The following is a 17,013-nucleotide window of genomic DNA, read 5'->3' as shown; positions in this document are numbered from 1 at the left end:
CATGAACACGCTGAAAACCTGGGTCAAGTCCCGGTGGTTCACGCACGCGCTCGGCCTGCTGCTGATCGCGGCACTGATCTGGCTCGGCGGCCCTTACGTGGGCATTGGCGAGCGCGAACCGCTCGCGAGCGCGGCGGCGCGGGTCGCATTGATTCTCGCCGTGGTGCTCGCATGGGTGATCGCCTTGCAGGTCCTGCAATGGAGAGCGCAGCGCAAGACGGCACGGCTTTCCGGCGACCTCGCGGGCCAGGAAACGCAGCTCGCCGCCGCGGAGCCCGGCAGCGAGGAGCGTGCGCAACTGCTGCAGCGCTTTCGTGAAGCAATCCACACGCTGCGCAAGACACGCCGCAACGGCAACAACCTGTACGCGCTGCCGTGGTATGTCGTGATCGGGCCGCCCGGCTCGGGCAAGAGCACGCTTCTGCAAAACTCCGGTCTCGACTTTCCGTTGTCCGAGCGCTTCGGCAAGGACGCGTTGCGCGGTATCGGCGGCACACGCAACTGCGACTGGTGGTTCACCGACGAGGCCGTGTTTCTCGACACCGCGGGCCGCTACACGACGCAGGATTCCGACGCGCAAGCCGATGCAAGCGCATGGCAGTCGTTTCTCGCGCTGCTGCGCCGCTATCGCAGGCGCCGGCCGTTGAACGGCGTCATCGTGACGATGAGCGTGTCCGATCTGCTCGGCTTCGACGACGCCGCGCGCGAACAGCATGCGCGCGCCGTGCGCCGTCGTCTGGACGAACTCGCGCAGCATCTGAAGGTCGCCGTGCCCGTGTATCTCGTGTTCACGAAATGCGACCTGGTGGCGGGTTTCGGCGAGTTCTTCGACGACCTGGGCGCTCAGTTGCGCAGCCAGGTGTGGGGCGTCACCTTCCCGCTGGGCGCGAGCCTCGACGGCAGTGCGCCCAGCCGTTTCGCCGATGAATACGATCTGCTGCTCAACCGCCTCAACACGCGCCTGATCGAGCGCCTGCACGGCGAGCGCGATCGCGGCCGGCGTGCGTCGGTGCTGAGCTTTCCGCAGCAACTGGGTGCGTTTCGCGAGATCGCCCGGCAGTTCGTCGAGGCCGCGTTCGGGCGTCACGAGTACGGCGCTCCACCGATGCTGCGTGGCGCTTACCTGAGTTCGGGCACCCAGGAGGGCGCGCCGATCGACCGGATCCTGGGAGCGGTCGCGCGCACCTTCGGCGTCGACGCCGCGCGAGTGCAGGCCGGCGCCGGGCAGCGGCACACCTACTTCGTCGAGCGCCTGCTGAAGGATGTGCTGTTTCGCGAGTCCGGTCTCGCGGGCACGAATCCGCGCTTCGAGCGGCAAAAGCTCTTCATGCAGGCCGCCGCCTATGCGGGCCTCGCCGTCGTGACCCTCGCGCTGGTCGCGGGATTCGCGACCAGCTATGCGCGCAACCGCGCGTTCGTCGCGGAAGTTCAGGGCGCGCTGAAGGATCTGCCCGATGCCGCTACGCTTGCCGGCGCGCCTGACCTCAAGTCGTATTTCGCGCGGGCGCTCGCGCGGCTCGAGGTGATCTCCGCGACGCAGGACGCCGCGGGTCAGTACCGCGCGCATGTGCCGTGGTCGATGCGCTTCGGGCTGTATCAGGGCAACGCGCTCTTCGCGCAGGCGCACAGCGCATATCTGCGCGAGCTTGACGGCACCTTGCTGCCGGGCGTCGACCTGCGGTTTCGCGAAGGTCTCGTCGAGAACGCCAGCAATCCGCAAGCGCTCTACGACGATCTGAAGGGCTACCTGATGCTCGGCGAGCCGCAGCATCTCGACGCGGACGAACTGGCCGCGCTTGCGCGCGTCGAGTGGCAGCGGCTGTTTCCGCAGGACCCGGCGATTCGCACTGCGCTCGACAAGCACTTCTCCGCCCGGCTCGGCGACGCGCAGAAGCCGCGCGCACTGCCGCTCGACAACGCACTGATCGCTCAGGCGCGCTCGACGCTGAAGACGGCGGACGTCGCCACGCTGATCTACGGCAGCGTGCAACTGGACGCGGGCCGCTCCGGCGCGTCGCCGGTGCGGCTCGACCAGTCGCTCGGGTTGCTGGGCAACGTGTTCCGCCGCCAGAGCGGGGCGCCGCTGTCCGAGCCTTTGCCGGTTCTTTTCACGCGGCCGTATTTCCAGTCCGAGGTGAGCGGCGGGCTAGACCAGTCCGTCGATCGTTTCGTGAAGGACTACTGGGTGTTCGACAGCGGGCGCGTCGATCCGCTAGCCCGCTCGCGCTACGAACAACAGGTGCTGACGCTCTATGAGCAGGACTACATCCGGAACTGGGATGCCTTGCTCGCCGATCTGCAATTGCAGCCGGTCACGAGCATTCAGGACGCGAGCGCGATGGCCGCGAAACTGTCCGGACCGAGTTCGCCGCTAAAAGCGCTGCTCAACCTGGTTCGCGACAATACGAGCGACATGTTGCGCGCGCCGGCAAGCGCCGCGGCGGCGGGCGCCGACTCGCTGGCCTCGCAGGCGCGGCTTGCGGGTGAAAACATCGCGGCGAAGCGCGCGCTGAACACGCGCCTCGCGGGCGAACTGCGCAACGCAGGCGCGCCGCTGCCCGTCGGCGTCACGCTCAAGGCGGGCGATGCGAACCCGGCCGGCTCGCGGCAGCCGGGCGCGGCCATCGAAGAACATTTCGCGCAGATCGATCAACTGGGCACGGGCACGGGCACGAGCGGCGCGACGCCGCTCGACCATACGTTGGCCGTGCTCGATCAGCTTGGCAAAACCCTGCTGACTATGAACGACCTGGGCGACCCTGCCGCGCAGAACAGTCCGGCGCTGCTTGCCGCGCGCCAGGAAGCGGGGCAACTGCCGCCGCAGGTGGCCGGGCTGATTCAGGGTCTCACCGGCAAGAGCGCCGATCTGGTTGCGAGCGGCAGCAGCGCGGCCCTTGCCGATCAGTTTCGCGCGGCGGCGGGCAGCGACTGCGCAAACTTCGTCGATGGACGCTATCCGTTTGCGGCAAGCGGCGGCTCGGATATCCCGTTGCAGAATTTCGCCGAGCTGTTTGGCAACGGCGGCAGATTCGACAGTTTTTTCAAATCGACGCTTGCGCAGAGAGTCGATACGGGCGGCCGTGCATGGCGCTGGAAACCGGGCGCGCCGCCGGGACCGCAATCGGTGCTGGCCGGCGCGCAGGCCGCCGACGACATCCGTCAGATGTTCTTTCGCAGCGGCGCTCAGGTGCAGGTCGGCTTCACGCTGCTCGCGCCGCAGTTCGAGGCGCCCATCGCGCGGGCCGTGATCGAGATCGACGGGCAGAAGTACGACTATTCGGCTAACGGGGCGTCGAGCGTCGCGATGGCATGGCCGGGCCCGCAGCCGGGCCACGTGTCGGTCAGCGCTTTCGATGTGGCCGGCCGTCCGCTCGGCACGCCGTTGCGCTTCGACGGCGAATGGGCGTTCTTCCATGCGCTCGACGCCGCTCGCCTGCAAAAGCAGGGCGATCTTCGCTATCTGGCGACGTTCGATTTCGACGGCCATGCTCTGAAGCTGCCGATCCAGCCGGCGAGTCTGCGCAATCCGTTCGACAGCAACGAAGTGCGGCGCTTCAGGTGCCCGCGATGAGCGGCGCCGTCGGCTTCTACGGCAAGCTGCCCGGCGCAGGCGACTTTGTGCGGCGCCGGCTGCCGCCCGATTTCGTCGACGCATGGGATCGCCACTTCCAGCGCGCGGTCGAGATCGGGCGGCGCGAGACCGGCGAGCGATGGGCGTCCGCCTGGCAGCACGCCCCGGCATGGCGGTTCGTGCTTCCGTCACAGGTATGCGGCAACGGCTCGTGGTGCGGTCTCGCCGGTCCGGCCGTGGACCGTGTCGGCCGTGCATTCCCGACCGTGCTGGCGGCGCGCTGTTCCGGCGAAGTCGCGGAGCTGTTCGGCAATCCCGGCTGGTTCGACGCGCTCGAGCGGGTGTACCGCGGCGCTCAAGGCGAGGCAGTCAGCGTCGAGACCTTCGACGCGCGCGTCGTGACGCTGCCCCGGCCATTCAGCGACGCGCGCGATTTGTCGGCGCTTTGGCGCGAGTTGCCGTGGGACAGCGGGCAATGGGAACTCGGCATAACGGACAGCACGTGCGCCGGCCTGATTCTGAGCGAGGCATGGCGCCAGCTTTGCATGAGGCCGGGGCCGTGGTGCCTGTGGTGGACCGCGGGCGCGGCGCGATTGCTGGCGACGCGCGGGTTGCCGCGCAGTTATGCGGCGCTGCTTGCGCCTTCACGCCTGGCGGTTCAGGACGTATATGGGCTGCACCAACTGGAGGAACTGCACGGACCGCATGGAGCGTATCGACAGTATCAACCGTACGAGCAACCCTTGCGCGCTGACGATACTTTTAGCTCGTCGGATATCGATGCAGGCGACGCCGCGTCGACGACGGCAGTCTGCGCCTCCGCAAGCGAGCCTTTGATCGCGACCTCAAGCAGTCCCGACCTCGTCCCTCGCACCGCCCCGATCGGCAGCACGACGATGTGGCTGGACAACGGCCGCACTTTGCTCGTGAGCGCCGACGACGGTCCGCCTGAGCCACGCCGCGTGGCCGCGCGCGGCATCCGCGGGACGGTGCTGCTGAACGCGCCCGACGCCCGGATGCTGAGGGCCGGGCTGATGTCGCTCCATGCGCGGCTGCGTAATGCAAGCCACGACGCAAGCCACGACGCAAGCCACGACGCAAGCCATGACGCAAGCCGTGAAGCAAGCCGTGAAGCAAGCCGTGAAGCAAGCGGGGCGGCTGCCGAAAACGGCGCGGCTGTCGTCGTGTGTTTCGAGGGCGCGTCCGCCCGCGTGATGCGCGTCGGCGCCGCGGCGCTGTGGCACTGGCGCTCCGGCCAGTTGCTCGCGCCGTTCGTCGAGCGCGCGGCCGGCGCGGGCGGCGAGCTGGACGATCTGCTGTTCGGCGACGCATGGCTCGACATGCCCGGCATCGGCGCCCACGGCGATCCGAACTGCGACGAAGCGGCGCTTTCGCTCGAACGCGGCGACCGTCTGCTTCTGCTCGCCACACGCGAACTCACGCGGCTTTCGCGCGACTGTCTCGCCACGGCGCTGGCGCTGCCGACCTGCGACGACGTGCGCGCCTATCTGGCGAATGCGGCCGGGCTTCGTGCGCCGTCCGCGGAATGGCCGCTCGCGGTCGTGGAGATAGACGCATGAGGACGGTCTGCCGCTCAGCCGGCCACACGGAAACGGGTAACGTGCGCCGCCGTAACGAGGACGCGATCCTCGTGCGCGACGACCTCGGACTGTGGGTCGTCGCCGATGGACTCGGCGGCCACGCGGCCGGCGACTACGCCAGCACGCTGATCGTCGAGCGGCTGGGTGCGCTGACTCGCGACGCCGACGTGAACGACTTCATTGCGGCCATCGAAGATACGTTGCAGCAGGTCAACGCCGAGCTGCGCGCGGCAGCCGCTCAGCAGCAGGTCGACGTGATCGGCTCGACGCTCGCGCTGCTGGTCCACGCCCCGGCATTCGTGCTGTGCGGCTGGGTTGGCGACAGCCGCGTCTATGTGCACGAAAACGGCGCGCTGGTTCAGCTCACGCGCGATCACGTGCACGGTCAGCCAGCCGACATCACACAGTTCGGCACGCGCGCGCCGGCAGCGGGGGCGGGGGTGCTGACACGCGCAATCGGCGTCGAGGACACGCTGTTCGTCGACTGGGCGGTGGCGGGCAGCCGCCCAGGCATGCTGTTCCTGCTGTGCTCGGACGGGATCAACAAGGAACTGAGCGACGGCGAACTGGCCGACGCATGCCGCGATCCGCACACCCCGCAGCAACTGGTGGACCGCCTGTTCGCGCTGTCGCTTGCGCGCCGCGCCCGCGACAACCTTTCCGCCGTGATCGTACGGCTTGAAGCAGCCTGATAGACCTTCGATGAACGACATCTACTCACGCCTCGGCGCCGGCGGCGCGCGCGCACGGCAACTGTTCCTTCTGATCGAGGCCCGCGCACGGCGGTTGTTCGCGCGGCGCGCCGCGCCGGTTTCCTCTTCTTCCGTGTACCGCCGCGAGCAAGTGGCGCTCGATGCGAGGCCCGCTGACGCCGGCGACGGCCTCACTGTCGTGCAACCCGCAGTGGGGGTTTCATCGCGCGCATCGTGGGACGACGCGACCGTCGTCAAACCCGCGAGCCGTTCCGTCAGCCACGCGGGATCGGAAGAAGTCCGAAGCAACGATGTGAACGACAGCGATGTGAACGGCAGCAGCGCCAGCGATAGCAAGTCCAGCGACAGCAGCCTGAACCGCGATACCTGGCAGCGTGTAGCTCAGGCACAAAGTAGCGATCATGCATCGGTGGGCAAGCTGCTCAAAGGACGTTTTCTGCTCGAGCGCGAACTGGGGCGCGGCGGCATGGGCGTCGTCTATCTGGCGCGCGACGAGCGCAAGGTCGAGGCCCGCGACCGCGATCCCTACGTGGCCGTGAAGGTGCTCAACGACGAGTTCCGCCGCCACCCGGATTCGCTGATTGCCTTGCAACGCGAAGCGCGCCGCGCGCAACGGCTTGCTCACGACAACATCGTGCACGTCTACGATTTCGACAAGGACGGCACGATCGTTTTCATGACGATGGAGTACATCGACGGCACGGATCTGCGCACGCTGATTCGCGGGCGTCCCTCGGGAATGCCGTTTCGCGAGGCGTGGCCGCTGATCGACGCGATGGCGCGCGCGTTGCAGCGCGCGCATGCGAGCGGCATCGTGCACTCGGACTTCAAGCCGGGCAACGTCATGGTGACGCGCGACGGCGTGCCGAAGGTGTTCGACTTCGGCATCGCGCGGGCGGGGCTCGCTGCGGCGGGCGCGGCCGGTGAGCAGACCGTGTTCGATGCCGGCACGCTCGGCGCGATGACACCGGCCTATGCGAGCCTCGACATGATCGAGGGCGCGGCGCCGTCGGTGCGCGACGACGTGTACGCGCTCGGCTGTGTGGTTTTCGAGTTGCTAACCGGCCGCCATCCGTTCGACCGGCACAGCGCCGACGTCGCGTTGCGCGAGAGTGCAGTGCCGCCGCCAGTGCCGGGTCTCGGGCGGCGTCAATACCGGGCGCTGTGCCAGGCGGTGGCTTTTCGCGGCGGCGAGCGGTTGCAGACGGTGGGCGCGCTCGTCGAAGGGCTGCGGCCGAGGAAAATGCGCGAGCGCCTGTTGCCATATTGCGCGGGCGCGCTCGCCGTGGCGGTGCTCGCCGCAGGCGCTTCCGCATGGCATAGCCAGCATCGCCATCGGCAACTGGAGGCGACCATCGCACGCTTTGCCGATAGCGATCCACGGCACTACGCGAACGAAGACCAGGCCGTCGCGGCGCTCGCCTTGCTTGGCGTGGACGAGCGCGAACGCCTCGTGCTGAACCAGAACGATCTGATCCAGCGCTTTCTCGCAAGCCGGCTCGACGCGTACTGGAGCCCGCCGCTCGGGCGGATCGATTATGCGGCCGCCCAGCACGTGTTTCAGATCCGCGACCAGTTGAAGCTGTTTTCGCCGGAATTCGACGTGCGGCGCAAGCAGATCGACGATGAGCGCGCCGACATGCTCGCGAAGCTCGCGAGCAGCCTCGACGAAGCGCTCGATCGCGACGCGTTGTTCGACGACCAGCCGGGCAGCGCGGCGGACATCCTGCAGCGGATTCGCATGCTCGACCCGGGCAGCGCGTTGCTGAAGAGTCCGCAGATCGAATCGCGCTACGACGCCGCGATCGGGCAATCGCTCGACTCGGCCAGGTTCGACGAAGCGCGGGCGCGGATCGCGCTGGCCCTGCAACTGTTTCCGGACTCCTCGCGCTTGCAGCGGCGGCGCGGACAACTGGCGGCCGCAGCGGCATCGGCGACACAAAATCATGGGACGCCTGCCGCCGCGATGAGCGTGCCCGATGCGCGCCGCTCGCTCGTGGAACTGGCGGCTAATCCGTCAGCCAGTGCATCGTGGCTCGACGGCGTGAGCCGGGCGATGAGCGCGCTGCAAAACGACGCTTCGTCGGAAACCGGCACCGCAATAGACGCGCTCGCCGACGGCATCGTCGCCGCGGCGTCTCGCGTGACCGATCCGCTGCTGGCGCATCGGACGCTGGACGTCATCGAGGTCGGCTTGCGTTATGCGCCGCATTCGCCGGGTCTTTCCGCTCAGCGTGACCGGATGCTGCAGTTGTTGCAGCAGCAACGCATCGACCAGTTGACGGCGAGCGGCGACGCGGCTGCGCAAATGGACGCGCTGCGGCTCGCCGCTGCCGCCAACGACGGAGCGCGTGCTCTCGCGGCACTCAACCGGATGCGCGCGTTGGAACCCGGCAACGCGTTCCTCACGAGCGGCGCGCCGCAGCTCGTTGCCAACGCGTATCTCGGCAATGCTCGCGCGCTTGGCCGCGCGGGCCATCTGCAAGACGCCGCTCGCGTCGCCTCGCAGGGTGCCGACGCGCTTTCCGGCGATCAGAAACTCGGCGACGCGGCGCAACGCTATCTGCTCGCGGCGGCAATCCTGGCCGCGCGCGATCAGCCGATGGCCGACCCGGATCTGCAGGCGCTGCAGGCACGCTTCGATACCGCGCAGGCAGCCGACCCTGAAGCGATGAAGCAGATGGAGCGCGACATCGGCGCGAGCATCGCGTTGCCGCCAGGCGGCTTGAGCGCGCTGCTGGACCAGATCAAGGCGCGGGTCGAAAGCGGCGACGCGGCGAGCGCGGCGGCGTCGGTTTCAATGACGCTGCCCGCGCGCAGCGACCGGCACAGCCAGGCGAACGCATGACGGGCAGCGAAATGCGGCGGGGCGGACAGCGCAGACGGGCGGCGCGGCGCGACCTGCAGGCGGAGCTTGCGGTGACGCCACATGAGGAGCCGGGCATGCGCGAGCAGCAGGTCAACGACGCGTTGCGGGCGCTCGATGAAATGCATCGGCTTGGCCGCATCGAACGCGATGCATATCGGCAGCGGCGGCGACGCTTGCTTGATTCGCTCGTCGGCGAAGCGCCCTCCGATGGGCGCGATACGGTGCGTCGAAGCGTCCCTGCGGGTGCCGCACGGCGCCAGCCCGTGCCGATTCGGCGGCGCGATGCCGGCAGCGCGCAGATGCCTGTGAAGCGAGGCCGCTCGTCCGCGCTATGGATGCTGCTGCTGTTGGTCGCGGTGGCCGGCGCGCTTGCCGCCGGGTGGTTGATGCTGACTCGTTGATGCTGGCGTCATGATCGCCGTTGAGGGCCGCGATGCGGTCTGCTGAACGCGCCTCCGCGGCCGCACCTCGCCGGCCGCGCCTGGCCGGCCGCGCCTCGCCGGCCGCGCTTATTCGCTCTCGGAACCCGACAATGTCTGAAGCTCCGACAGCCCGCCTGGCGCGATGTCCCTGAGCACCTCGGCGAAACTCTTGCCGACGAGGCGCCGCGCGCGTTTGAGCAGAATCGGTAGCGGGCTCGAAGGTTCGACGCGCTCGTAGTAGTCGCAAATCTCGTCGAGCCGCCGGATCACATCGGCCTGGCCGGAGATTCTCGCGTTGGCCGGCTCATGCGTGGCGCCCTCGTGCGGCGACACAGGCGAAGACGAAGACAAGTCCAGAAGCGAGCCCGACAGCGAGGCCGGCGACGCGCCGACGCCCGCTTCCGGTCGTCCAGGAAACCGGCGCTGCACTTGCGCATCGACGAATTTTTTCAGCTCCGCGATATCGCCGCACAACAGCGCCAGGTCGGGGCTCGCCGTGCCGAGTTTTTCCCGCACCAACGCGACGATGGCTTGCGCATGTTCCTGTGCTTCTGCGAGCGTTGCGGCCGATTGCGGCAACTGATCCTCCGGGCAGTCCATGCAACATGCTTCGAGATCGACGAGCGTCGGAGCCGGCGCGCCGTCCTGCGACGGCGACGCGTTGATCGCGCCCGTCGCGACGCGCAGATCGCGCAGCGAAAAGCGGCCCAGACGCGGCGACTGCACAAACGGAGCAAGCCTGAACATGCCGAGCGCGCTTTGCGGATCGCCAAGCGGCATCAGCGCATTGGCGCGGGCGGTGGGGTCGTTGTTATCGTCTGCGTCCAGTTGTGGATGCACATGGTCCCAGTAGCGTTCGAGCAGCCCGCGCACGAGGCCGAGGCCCGCTGCCCATCCGGACAGACCTTCTCTACGGGTTCGAGCAGAACACAGGTGGACCGCGACGCGCAGATCTTTCGTGCGCGCGAGCAGTGCGCCGGCGGCGCTTGCGACTTTGTCCCAGTCGGGTTCCTGAGCCGCTTTCAGACTGTCGCCCATGGCGCGCTCGGGCGTCGGTGTCGCCAGCAGTTCGAGTTCGGTGAAGGCGGGATCGTATTCCAGGTTGAGCCCGGCCGGCGCCGCATCGTCGATAGGGGAAAGCAGGGCATTCGTCGTGTAGGAGTCGGTCATGTCGAACTGGAAGAGGAGAGCATGTGCAAGCGCGAGCGAAAACGGCGGACGCGCTCGCGTGATTTCGTTCGGTGTTTCCGGTCCATGACAGAACAACTGACGGCGAGCGGTTATTCCACCTGAGGCGGCAAAGAGGCGTGGCTGCCCGGAAGCAAACGTTTGACGCACGCTGTACAATCCGCGAACTCCTTCACCCGCAGGAACGGTCAGTCAGCAGCCGGCGCGCCGGACGGTAACCCTGCTTCGAGCCAGTCAATCATGTCAACAGCAGATGTCGAGAATCTGCCCAGTCTTCTACCGGGCATGCTGCCGCGGCTCTGGGCATTCTCTCTGCGCCTGTGCGGGAACCAGCACGACGCCGAGGATCTGCTCCAGCGCGCGTGCGTGCGGGGGCTCGAACGTGCTCATCAATTGCAGCCGGGCACCTCGCCTCTGAGCTGGATGTTCTCCATCGTCCATTCCACCTGGCTCAACGAACTACGTGCGCGCAACGTGCGCAGCCGCTCGAGCATGGAGTGGGACGACAACTTTCTCGAAACCGTGCCCGACCCAGGGGCGCGCAATCCTGCCGACAGCGTGAGCGAGATCATCGCGGCGGTGGAGCGTCTTCCCGACGCGCAGCGCACCGTGATGCTGCTCGTGGCGGTCGAAGGGTTCAGCTATGCGGAGGCGGCCGAGGTGCTCGGCGTGCCGATCGGCACGATCATGAGCCGGCTCTCCCGCGCGCGCCAGACAATCGGCGCGCAATTCAGCGACCACGATACGTCTTCGGCACGATCGTCGAAAAACCAGCGAGCGGCGCAATGAAGATCGATGATGCCAGCCTGTTGGCTTATGTCGACGGTGAGTTGTCGGGCCCCGAGCGCGAACAGGTGGAAAAGGCGATCCGCGAATCGGAAGACCTCGCGTCCCGCGTGTCGATGCTGCGCGCCTCGCAACTGCCTTATCGGCATGCGTTCGAACAGCAGGCGTTGCCGCCCATGCCGGAATCGCTGGGCCGTAGCGTCGACGCGTTGATCCGTCAGCATGTGGAGCGCGAGGGTGCCGAGCGGAGCGCGGGCGCTGACGCGGCAGAAGTGGCCCAAGCGGCAGAAGCGGCAGAAGCGGCAGAAGCGGATAACTCGCGCGGCACCGAAGAACAGCCTGGCGACAATGTGCGGCCGCTAAGGCCTCGGACGAAGTCGCGGCAATGGCTGTCGCTGCCGCAGTGGCCCACGTGGCCGAAGCTCGCGGTGGCGTTCGTCGCGGGCGCGTTCTGCTGCGGCCTCGCGCTGCGGCTCGTGCCGCAACTGGCCGGTGGTGGCGGCGCGCTCACCACGGCCTCTGACGACTCGGGCATGACGCCGTGGATCAAGGCGGCGGCCGGTTATCAGAAGCTGTACACACGCGACACGGTCGCTCTGCTGCAGCCCGACATGAGCACCACGGCGACGACCGTTGCAGACATCCAGCAGGTGGATGAGCTGCCCGTACGGATTCCCGATTTGCGCAGCCAGGGGCTGACTTTCAAGCGCGTCCAGCGGCTGCGCTTTCATGGCAAGCCACTGGTGCAGATCGTCTATTTGCCGGAGAAGGGCGACCCGGTCGCGCTGTGCGTGCTGAAAGAACCGAAGGCGGATGCAGCGCCGTCGAACGCGAAAGTCGAAGGCATGAATGTGGTCGCGTGGCGGCGCGGCGAGGTGGGCTATGCGCTGATCGGCACGCCAGGTGCAGTCGATCTGGATGCGCTCGGCAGGCAGCTTTACGATGGCCGGGTATCCGCGACCGTCGGCGACAACCGCACCGGCACCGATGTCCAGCAGAGTTGAGCGCAACCTTAGCGGTTCGATGTGCGTGACGAGTCGCGCCGCATTCGCTGGTCACGCGCCGCTCGGGCACGCCGCGTTGAAGCGCACGCGCCGCCGGCCGCATAACGCATGAGGTTCGGCTACTTGCGCGATCAGCCGGCGCGTCCGCGATCATCGCGTCGCACATTGCGCACGTTCGCCGTATGCGCGATACCCGCGGCGCTCGCCGCTGTGTTCCTTTCTTGCGTGGGCTGGCTTTCTCCACGGCTGAACGCACGGCGCATCGTCAATGCGTTCGAGGCGACGACCACGCCGCACCCCGGTTTCAGGCGCAATCATGCGAAAGGAATTTGCGTGACCGGCCACTTCGACAGCAACGGAGACGGCGCGCTGCTCTCACGTGCCAGCGTGTTTGCGAAGGGGCGTTATGCGGTTGTCGGACGCTTGTCGATACCCGGCGGCGATCCCGGCGAGGACGACGCCGCCGCCACGGTGCGCAGCCTCGCGCTGCGCATGACGTTGCCACGCGGCGAGGAGTGGCGTCTTGCGATGAACTCCACGCCTGTGTTCCCGGTGCGCACGCCTCAGGCGTTGCTCGAGCAGTTGCAAGCGGATGCGCGCGATCCGCGCACGGGCCGCCGCGATCCGGCGAAGATGCAGGCGTTCCTCGACAGTCATCCCGAGGCCCGCGCTTTCAGGCGTTTTATCGAGCAGCATCCGCCGTCGTCGGGCTACGACAACGCCACGTACTACGGCATCAGCGCGTTCCAGACTATCGACGCGCACGGTATCCGTCGCTTCGTTCGGTGGGAAGTGGTGCCGGACAAGCCTTATCGTGCCGTCGATGCCGGCGATCTGCGCGATCCGGATTTTCTGTTCTACGATCTGTCGAAAAGTCTGCGCAAGGGGCCGTTGCGCTGGCATCTGTTTATGAACGTCGCCATGCCCGGCGACACGACCGACGACTCCACCCGGCAATGGGTGAGTTCGCCGCGCCGGCCGAGAATCGACGCAGGCACGCTCGTGATAGATCGCGCGCAAACGCAGATCGACGGTGCGTGCCGCGATCTTGCTTTCGATCCAACGGTTTTGCCGGACGGCATTGCGCCTTCCGCCGATCCGCTGCTTGCCGCACGATCCGCCGCCTATGCCGTGTCCCTGCAGCGCCGCACGAGTGAAGAAGCGGCGGCGCGGGCCCGCGCACATTGACGCGCGCACTGCCTCGGGTGGGAACGCACCGCCAGTACGGTTATCATGGAAGCCTTCGGCAGCACGGGCGTTCGTGCCCGCCGTGACGCCACTCACTCATTCACACAGCCCTTTCTCTCCTTAGCCTATCGTCCAATGAAGCCCGACGACAGCCAACTGATCGCGTATGCCGACGGCGAACTCAGTGCTCGCGAAGCGGCATCGGTCGAGAGCGCGCTCGCGCAATCCGCCGATCTGAGAGAGAGCGTGGCGTTGCTGCGAGCGTCGCGGCTTCCTTATCGCGAAGCGTTCGCGGCGCAGAAATTGCCGCCGCTGCCTGACGAACTCCGGCGCCGGATCGAGTCGATGGCGCAGGCCGCGGGGCCGCAGGCATCGAGCACTCCCGCGCCGCAAGCACAGCGTTCGCAGCGCCGCGTGTGGCTTGCCGCCGCTTTCATTGCGGGCGCTTTTTGCGCGGGCCTCGTGCAGCATCTTGGCGGATGGCCCGGCGCGTCCGGCAATCGCGGAGTCTCCACGGCGGCCGTCCAGACGCGCTCGTGGATCAGCGTCGCGGTCGACTATCAGCGCATGTACACGCGCGAGACGGTCGCCAGTGTCGTTCCCGATGGCGCCGCTGCCGCCCGCACTGTCGATGCGATCCGCAAGGTCGACGGCATCCGCTTGCGCATGCCCGATCTGCAGGCGGCGGGGCTATCGTTCAAGGCGGTGGAGCGGTTGCGCTATAACGGCAAGCCGCTCGTCCAGATGGTGTATCTCCCCGAGCATGGCATGCCGGTGGCGCTGTGCGTGATGAAGGATTCGCGCCCTGACGAGTCCATCGCCCAGCGCGAGATGGACGGTATGAACGTCGTTTCGTGGCGGCAGAACGAACTGTCCTATGCGCTGATCGGCAAGCCCGATTCCGCCGACTCCGCCGATTTGCCGGCCATCGCCCGGCAGATATCGAACGGCAATGTCGACGATATGTTCTCCGGGCTCGACGCATCGTCGCGGCACGGGCGTGGCACGCGGCCATTCATCCAGACACGAACGGGCTGAGTTGAGCCGCCGCGGCGAACATCCGCGTGAATTGATCCAGCGCGGGCAGCGTGTCGCGTCCGCTGCGCGTGATCCGGTAGAACGAAAATTCCACCTCTGGCCGGATCACGTCGATGCGCACCTGATAGTGCCGGCAGATGTGTTCGCAGAACGACGGCATGATCGCAACGCCCAGTCCTTCGTGAGCCATCGCGACCGCGGTCTGCAAATGACCGACAACCGTACGCCGGCCCGCCGTCACTTCTTCTTTCGACAACGACGCTTCGATCAGCCGCTGCAACGGGTTCTCCTTCGGCAGGGTAATGAGCGGCAACCCTTCGAGCGCGCGCCATTGCACTCCGTCGCGCGGCACCTTGCCGATGCCATGCGCTCCTTCCACGGGCGACGAGACCACGACGAGCCGCGTCGGAAAGATAGGCACGCGGTCTATCCCGGACAACTGCGAGAAGAAGATGCCGTACGCCGCATCGAGATCGCCGTCCTCGACCATCTTCAGAAGCTCGCCGGGAGGACGGTCGACGAGTTCGATCTGCGCTTGCGGACTCGTCTCGGCGAAACGCGCAAGCACTTGCGGCATCAGACTCGCGGCGATCATCGGCGTGCAGCCGAGCAGCAGCGACGCCTGCTTCTGCCGGCCGAGTTCGTTGAGTTCGACAACGGATTTTTCAAGCGTGTCGACGATCTTCATCGCCGTTGGATAGAACAGGTGACCCGCCTCCGTGAGCGCAACCGTGCGCGTGGTGCGTTCGAACAGCCGGCAATCGAGCTGGGTCTCGAGCTCGCGGATGATCGCGCTCAGCGCCGCCTGACTCAGATGCAAGCTCTGCGCGGTCTTCGTGAAGCTCGACGCGTTCGCCACGCCGAGAAAGACCTTCAGTTGTTTCAGGGACAGATTCATGCGGCGGTCCTGTGGGAAGGGCACGAGAGGGCTGCCGGGATTCTATCGCCGCGCTCGGGTATCCGCGACCGGGACAACACCCGATCGCCCCTTACATGTCCATGACGATGCGACGGCGCCGTTGCGCCGCACCTGTCATGCAAACGCGTATCGCCCCTCCTCGTCGCGGACGATGGCGCGGGTTGCCGCCGTGTCTTCGAGCCAGCGCACGATCTCGCGGCCATCGCGCGTTCCTGTCGCGGACATGAGTTCGGTGAAACGCTTCGGACCGTGCTCGAGTGCGGCTTGCAGCGAATGGAAACGCGCGCCCGTCAGAACCGGCGGCGTGGGAACGCGATGTTCGAGATCGCGCTGTTCGCCGGGGCGCAAGAGCGGCAGCGTCAGGTCGAAGCCGAGTTTGGCGGTGACCGTTGCGCCGGCGAGCGACGGGTCCAGCGGCATCGCGCGCATGCCGCCATGCATCACCATATCGCGGTCCGCCTGGAAGCGCGTGGCGAGCGCCCAGTCCATCTGCTCGTCCGAGAAGATATCGATGTCGGGGTCGACCACGAAAACATGCTTGACGTTGGCAAGCGACGCGAACACGGCGGCGATCGCGTTGCGCGCTTCGCCAGGCACACGCTGTTGCATCGCGACCCGCACGTTGAACATGCCGCCCGTCGCGGGACTCGCGTACACCGCCCTGATCTCGCGCACGGCCGTTTCCAGCGCGCGCCATACGGTGACTTCGGTGCGCAGCGCGGCCAGTTGCGCGGTATCGGTGCGCGCCATCGTGCGGCCGCCGATCGTGCAGGTCTGGAACACAGCGTCTTTGCGATGCGTGATCGCAGTCAGATGAAACACCGGGTTGGTCTTGATGCCGCCGTAATAGCCGAGGAATTCGCCATACGGTCCTTCGGGCTCCGCGTGGCCGCGCTCGTCGAGATAGCCTTCGAGAATGAACTCCGCGTCGGCCGGCACCAGCAGATCGCTGGTCACGCATTTGACGACGCCCATCGGCGCGCCGCGCAACGCGGCAACGAGCTCGAGTTCGTCGGCGGGAATGCGCATCGTTGCACCGACGTGATCGATGGGGTGCGTGCCGACGGCGAAAGCGATCGGCAGCCGCTCGCCGCGCTTCGAATGTGCGAGCGAGATCGCGCGCAGATCGGACGGCGCCACGAGATCGATTCCGGCGGTGCGGCGCCCGCGCAGCATCAGCCGGCGAATGCCGACGTTGGTCCAGCCCGTGTCGGGGTCGACCGCGAAGTCGATAGACGCCGAGATATACGGCGCGCCGTCCAGATCGTGTTGCAGATGAACGGGCAGCGCCGTGAAATCGCAATCGTCGCCGGTCAGGACCACTTGCTGAACGGGTGCCTGTGCGCGGCTCACTTCGACGAGCTTGCCCTTCGTGCGCAAACGGTCGCGCACGACTTCGAGCAACTGACCGGGTGTCGTGTCGAACGCTTTGGCAAGGCGCGAGCGGCTCGCCGCCACGCTGCCCGCGAGCGGCACGCTGCCGCCCGCCGGTTGCGCGAACCAGACGGCGCGCGGATTGCCTTCCATGATCGCGGCGATATCGGCCAGATCGACGGGCTCGCTGCGTCTATCGAGTTCCGTTTCGTCGAGCGAGTCGAGAAAGCGGCGCAGCCGGAAGCGCTCCAGGTCGGGCAGTTCCGCGCCTTGCGCGGTGGAAGCGATGGTGGTCTTCGGTCTCAATGTCGTGTCCTTGTGCGAGGGGCGGCGCGCGGCC

The 17,013-nt window shown here is 67.2% G+C and carries 12 protein-coding genes; 9 read left to right on the top strand and 3 right to left on the bottom strand.

Going from position 1 to position 17,013, the window contains the following annotated elements:
- The first annotated feature begins 1 nt into the window (after window position 1).
- Genes tssM through BGRAMDRAFT_RS15665 form a run of 5 tightly spaced genes read left to right on the top strand, consistent with a single transcriptional unit; the run spans window position 2 to window position 9,155 of the window.
- Window positions 2–3,571, top strand: coding sequence for a type VI secretion system membrane subunit TssM (gene tssM / locus BGRAMDRAFT_RS15685; protein ID WP_006049762.1), 3,570 nt, complete (start codon window positions 2–4; stop codon window positions 3,569–3,571).
- Window positions 3,568–5,151, top strand: coding sequence for a type VI secretion system-associated protein TagF (gene tagF, locus BGRAMDRAFT_RS15680; RefSeq protein WP_006049761.1), 1,584 nt, complete (start codon window positions 3,568–3,570; stop codon window positions 5,149–5,151). The genes tssM and tagF overlap by 4 nt, the downstream gene beginning before the upstream one ends.
- On the top strand, window positions 5,148–5,864 hold the full coding sequence (locus tag BGRAMDRAFT_RS15675; RefSeq protein ID WP_006049760.1) for a PP2C family protein-serine/threonine phosphatase: 717 nt from the start codon (window positions 5,148–5,150) through the stop codon (window positions 5,862–5,864). Before tagF ends, BGRAMDRAFT_RS15675 begins: the two co-directional genes overlap by 4 nt.
- Before the next feature lie 10 nt (window positions 5,865–5,874).
- The gene (locus BGRAMDRAFT_RS15670; RefSeq protein WP_006049759.1) at window positions 5,875–8,733 is read left to right on the top strand and encodes a serine/threonine-protein kinase; all 2,859 of its coding nucleotides are present in this window, start codon (window positions 5,875–5,877) and stop codon (window positions 8,731–8,733) included.
- A complete protein-coding gene (locus BGRAMDRAFT_RS15665) occupies window positions 8,730–9,155 on the top strand; it encodes a hypothetical protein (RefSeq protein ID WP_232292277.1) in 426 nt (141 codons plus the stop codon). Before BGRAMDRAFT_RS15670 ends, BGRAMDRAFT_RS15665 begins: the two co-directional genes overlap by 4 nt.
- Before the next feature lie 108 nt (window positions 9,156–9,263).
- Here the strand turns inward: BGRAMDRAFT_RS15665 and tssA are convergent, their stop codons facing one another.
- On the bottom strand, window positions 9,264–10,346 hold the full coding sequence (tssA, locus tag BGRAMDRAFT_RS15660; RefSeq protein WP_044021215.1) for a type VI secretion system protein TssA: 1,083 nt from the start codon (window positions 10,344–10,346) through the stop codon (window positions 9,264–9,266).
- Window positions 10,347–10,604: 258 nt separating this feature from the next.
- Between tssA and BGRAMDRAFT_RS15655 the strand changes: the two genes are divergently transcribed.
- The 4 genes from BGRAMDRAFT_RS15655 (at window position 10,605) to BGRAMDRAFT_RS15640 (ending at window position 14,380) form a co-directional block, all read left to right on the top strand.
- A complete protein-coding gene (locus BGRAMDRAFT_RS15655; protein ID WP_006049756.1) occupies window positions 10,605–11,153 on the top strand; it encodes an RNA polymerase sigma factor in 549 nt (182 codons plus the stop codon).
- Entirely contained in the window at window positions 11,150–12,154 is a 1,005-nt protein-coding gene (locus BGRAMDRAFT_RS15650) for an anti-sigma factor (RefSeq protein WP_006049755.1), read from the top strand. Before BGRAMDRAFT_RS15655 ends, BGRAMDRAFT_RS15650 begins: the two co-directional genes overlap by 4 nt.
- Window positions 12,155–12,262: 108 nt before the next feature.
- The gene (locus tag BGRAMDRAFT_RS15645; protein WP_044021171.1) at window positions 12,263–13,342 is read left to right on the top strand and encodes a catalase family peroxidase; all 1,080 of its coding nucleotides are present in this window, start codon (window positions 12,263–12,265) and stop codon (window positions 13,340–13,342) included.
- Between the two features lie 135 nt (window positions 13,343–13,477).
- Window positions 13,478–14,380, top strand: coding sequence for an anti-sigma factor family protein (locus BGRAMDRAFT_RS15640; RefSeq protein WP_006049753.1), 903 nt, complete (start codon window positions 13,478–13,480; stop codon window positions 14,378–14,380).
- Here the strand turns inward: BGRAMDRAFT_RS15640 and BGRAMDRAFT_RS15635 are convergent.
- Together BGRAMDRAFT_RS15635 and BGRAMDRAFT_RS15630 are read right to left on the bottom strand one after the other, a co-directional pair.
- Window positions 14,358–15,278, bottom strand: a complete 921-nt coding sequence (locus BGRAMDRAFT_RS15635) for a LysR family transcriptional regulator (protein ID WP_006049752.1) — start codon at window positions 15,276–15,278, stop codon at window positions 14,358–14,360. The two genes, BGRAMDRAFT_RS15640 and BGRAMDRAFT_RS15635, sit on opposite strands and share 23 nt — an antisense overlap.
- 135 nt (window positions 15,279–15,413) lie before the next feature.
- On the bottom strand, window positions 15,414–16,979 hold the full coding sequence (locus BGRAMDRAFT_RS15630; RefSeq protein ID WP_006049751.1) for a UbiD family decarboxylase: 1,566 nt from the start codon (window positions 16,977–16,979) through the stop codon (window positions 15,414–15,416).
- Window positions 16,980–17,013 lie beyond the last annotated feature (34 nt).

Origin of the sequence: Paraburkholderia graminis C4D1M (assembly GCF_000172415.1) — a bacterium.
GTDB lineage: Bacteria > Pseudomonadota > Gammaproteobacteria > Burkholderiales > Burkholderiaceae > Paraburkholderia > Paraburkholderia graminis.
This window is presented reverse-complemented; position numbering and strand designations above follow the sequence as displayed.

Bases quoted from the DNA above. Each gene is read 5' to 3' on its own strand.
- tssM (WP_006049762.1), top strand. From the start codon at position 2: ATGAACACGCTGAAAACCTGGGTCAAGTCCCGGTGGTTCACGCACGCG.
- tagF (WP_006049761.1), top strand. From the start codon at position 3,568: ATGAGCGGCGCCGTCGGCTTCTACGGCAAGCTGCCCGGCGCAGGCGAC.
- BGRAMDRAFT_RS15675 (WP_006049760.1), top strand. From the start codon at position 5,148: ATGAGGACGGTCTGCCGCTCAGCCGGCCACACGGAAACGGGTAACGTG.
- BGRAMDRAFT_RS15670 (WP_006049759.1), top strand. From the start codon at position 5,875: ATGAACGACATCTACTCACGCCTCGGCGCCGGCGGCGCGCGCGCACGG.
- BGRAMDRAFT_RS15665 (WP_232292277.1), top strand. From the start codon at position 8,730: ATGACGGGCAGCGAAATGCGGCGGGGCGGACAGCGCAGACGGGCGGCG.
- tssA (WP_044021215.1), bottom strand. From the start codon at position 10,346: ATGACCGACTCCTACACGACGAATGCCCTGCTTTCCCCTATCGACGAT.
- BGRAMDRAFT_RS15655 (WP_006049756.1), top strand. From the start codon at position 10,605: ATGTCAACAGCAGATGTCGAGAATCTGCCCAGTCTTCTACCGGGCATG.
- BGRAMDRAFT_RS15650 (WP_006049755.1), top strand. From the start codon at position 11,150: ATGAAGATCGATGATGCCAGCCTGTTGGCTTATGTCGACGGTGAGTTG.
- BGRAMDRAFT_RS15645 (WP_044021171.1), top strand. From the start codon at position 12,263: ATGAGGTTCGGCTACTTGCGCGATCAGCCGGCGCGTCCGCGATCATCG.
- BGRAMDRAFT_RS15640 (WP_006049753.1), top strand. From the start codon at position 13,478: ATGAAGCCCGACGACAGCCAACTGATCGCGTATGCCGACGGCGAACTC.
- BGRAMDRAFT_RS15635 (WP_006049752.1), bottom strand. From the start codon at position 15,278: ATGAATCTGTCCCTGAAACAACTGAAGGTCTTTCTCGGCGTGGCGAAC.